Consider the following 3130-nt stretch of genomic DNA (forward strand, 5'->3'; position numbering starts at 1 on the left):
GCGACGGCCGCGCGCAGGGCGGGGATCCCCGGGCCGGGCGGGTACTGGTTCTGCCCGTTGCGCAGCGCCTCGGGACTGGCACTCGCTACAGTCGAGTGCCAGGACGGCCCGGCCGGCCCAGAGCGCCGGCGGCCGACGTGCGACAGGAGGTGCGGAGGATGGGTCTCGACGACCGGAAACTCGCCGTGCTCCGCGCCATCGTCGAAGACTACGTCTCCACCCAGGAGCCGGTCGGCAGCAAGGCGCTGGTCGAGCGGCACCAGCTCGGGGTCTCCCCGGCCACGGTCCGCAACGACATGGCCGTGCTGGAGGAGGAGGGCTACATCCGGCAGCCGCACACCAGTGCCGGCCGGGTGCCCACCGACCGCGGCTACCGCCTCTTCGTGGACCGGTTGTCCCGGGTCAAACCGCTCAGCCCGGCCGAGCGCCGGGCCATCGAGCGCTTCCTGGTCGGCGCGGTCGACCTCGACGACGTGGTGCACCGTACGGTGCGGTTGCTCGCCCAGCTGACCCGACAGGTCGCCGTCGTGCAGTACCCGAGCCTGGCCCGCTCCTCGGTGCGTCACCTGGAGCTGGTGCCGATCTCCACCACCCGGTTGATGCTCGTCATGATCGCCGACACCGGGCGGGTGGAGCAGCGACTCGTGGAGCTGCCCGGCCCGGTGCCCGCCGACGACGTCACCGACCTGCGCCGACTGATCAACGAGAAGCTCGCCAACGCCCGGCTGTCCGAGACGCCCCCGCTGGTGCAGGCGCTGGTCGAGGAAGCGCCGCCCGGCCTGCGTCCGACCATGACCACGCTCGCCACCGTCCTGCTGGAGACGCTCGTCGAGCGGCACGAGGAGCGGATCGCCCTCGCCGGCACCGCGAACCTCACCCGGGGCGGCCTGCTCGACTTCCAGGGCTCCCTGCGGCCGATCCTCGAAGCTCTGGAGGAGGAGGTCGTGCTGCTCAAGCTCATCGGTGAGACCGAGCCGAGCACGACCCGGGTGCTGATCGGCGACGAGAACGAGTTCGACAACCTGCGAGCCGCCTCGGTGGTCAGCACCGGGTACGGCCCGGGCACCACCATCCTGGGCGGCCTGGGGGTGCTGGGGCCCACCCGGATGGACTACCCCGGCAACATCGCCACGGTCCGCGCCGTGGCACGCTACGTGGGCGAGTTGCTGGCCCAGAACTGATTGGTCAGGGCCGATGCGGCCGGCTGCGGCCGCCGACCGGCGCAACGCGAGACGAACATGAGGACACGGAACGCAGTGGCCAGGGACTACTACGGCATTCTCGGTGTGAGCCGGGAAGCCTCCGATGACGAGATCAAGCGCGCCTACCGCAAGCTGGCGCGCCAGTTCCACCCGGACGTCAATCCGGACCCGGAGGCTCAGGAGAAGTTCAAGGACATCAACGCCGCGTACGAGGTCCTCTCGGACGACCGTAAGCGGCAGATCGTCGACCTGGGTGGTGACCCGCTCGCCCCCGGTGGCGGCGGCGCCGGCGGCCCGGGTGGCCCCGGAGGCGCCGGCCCGTTCGTCGGTTTCCAGGACATCATGGACGCGTTCTTCGGCGGTGCCGGAGGTGGCGCCCGTGGCCCCCGGCCGCGTACCCGCCCTGGGGCCGACGCGATCCTGCGGCTCGAACTCGACCTGCACGAGACGGCCTTCGGCGTGGAGGCCCCGATCACCGTCGACACCGCGGTGCTCTGCACCACCTGCTCCGGCGCCGGCACGGCCGCCGGCACGCACCTGGCGACCTGCGAGGCGTGTGGTGGTCGGGGCGAGGTGCAGTCGGTGCAGCGCACCTTCCTCGGCCAGGTGGTCTCCGCCCGGCCGTGCACCGTGTGCCAGGGCTACGGCACCACCATCCCGCACCCCTGCCCCACCTGCGCCGGCGACGGCCGGGTGCGGACCCGCCGGTCGTTGACCGTCAAGATCCCGGCCGGTGTCGAGGACGGCATGCGGATCCGGCTGGCCCAGCAGGGCGAGGTGGGCCCCGGCGGCGGCACCGCCGGCGACCTCTACGTGGAGATCCACGAGCGCCCGCACGACGTGTACTCCCGCAAGGGCGACGACCTGCACTGCCGGGTCACGGTGCCGATGACGGCGGCGGCACTGGGCACCCGGCTGACCATCAAGACGCTGGACAGCGAGGAGACCGTCGACGTCAAGGCCGGCACCCAGCCGGCCAGCACGCTGCGACTGCGCGCCCGGGGCGTGCCGCACCTGCGCGGCACCGGCCGGGGCGACCTCTACGTCCACCTCGACGTGCGGACGCCGACCAAGCTCGACCCGGACCAGGAGAAGATGCTGCGCGACTTCGCCAAGACCCGTGGTGAGGAGGTCGCCGAGCTGTCCAAGCAGGGCGGCTTCTTCTCCCGGATGCGCGACGCGTTCAACGGGCACGCCTGAGGTGTCCGCGCCGCTGTTCCTGGTGGAGGCGCTGCCCACCGGCGACGCGCTGACCCTGGACGGCCCGGAGGGGCACCACGCCGCGACAGTGCAGCGGTTGCGCGTCGGCGAGGAGTTGCTGCTCGCCGACGGCCGGGGTGGCACGGCCGTCGCCGTGGTCACGGCCGTCGGCCGGGGCAGCCTGGAGGTCACCGTCACCTCCCGGGGGTACGCGGACGCGCCGGTACCCCGACTGGTGACGGTGCAGGGCATCGCCAAGGGCGACCGGGGTGAGCTGGCCGTGCAGGCGATGACCGAGGTCGGGGTGGACGAGATCGTGCCCTGGGCGGCATCACGTTCGGTGACCCAGTGGCGCGGCGACCGGGGCGTACGCGCCCGGGAGAAGTGGGTGGCCACGGCACGGGAGGCGGCCAAGCAGGCCCGCCGGCCGTGGCTGCCGGTGGTGGCCGGTGCGCCGGACGAGTCCACCGCCACCGTTGCCCGCCGGATCGCCGGTGCCGCCGTCGGGTTCGTGCTGCACGAGGAGGCCGACGACCGGCTCACCACCGCCGAGCTGCCCTCCACCGGCGAGATCGTGCTGGTGATCGGCCCGGAAGGCGGCATCGCCCCGGCCGAGTTGACCGCCTTCGTCGAGGCCGGCGGGATCACCTTCTGGAACAGCCGCAGGTGGTTGAGCCCCATCGAGCGGGCCGACCGGATCAGCAGCGGGTCGACGCCCTTCACCCCGG

General features: G+C 72.8%; 3 protein-coding genes. All 3 read left to right on the plus strand.

The genetic code is table 11. The features are described 5' to 3' along the window. Positions 1 to 158 precede the first annotated feature (158 nt). Positions 159 to 1181, plus strand: a complete 1023-nt coding sequence (hrcA, locus tag ABZ749_RS32625; protein WP_355009281.1) for a heat-inducible transcriptional repressor HrcA — start codon at positions 159 to 161, stop codon at positions 1179 to 1181. Between the two features lie 75 nt (positions 1182 to 1256). Beyond that, a complete protein-coding gene (gene dnaJ, locus ABZ749_RS32630) occupies positions 1257 to 2402 on the plus strand; it encodes a molecular chaperone DnaJ (protein WP_181518639.1) in 1146 nt (381 codons plus the stop codon). A 1-nt stretch (position 2403) separates the two neighbouring features. Then, positions 2404 to 3130: 16S rRNA (uracil(1498)-N(3))-methyltransferase (locus ABZ749_RS32635; RefSeq protein ID WP_357234665.1), on the plus strand; the 727-nt coding region annotated here is incomplete at its 3' end.

Origin of the sequence: Micromonospora sp. NPDC047753 (genome assembly GCF_040642735.1) — a bacterium.
GTDB lineage: Bacteria > Actinomycetota > Actinomycetes > Mycobacteriales > Micromonosporaceae > Micromonospora.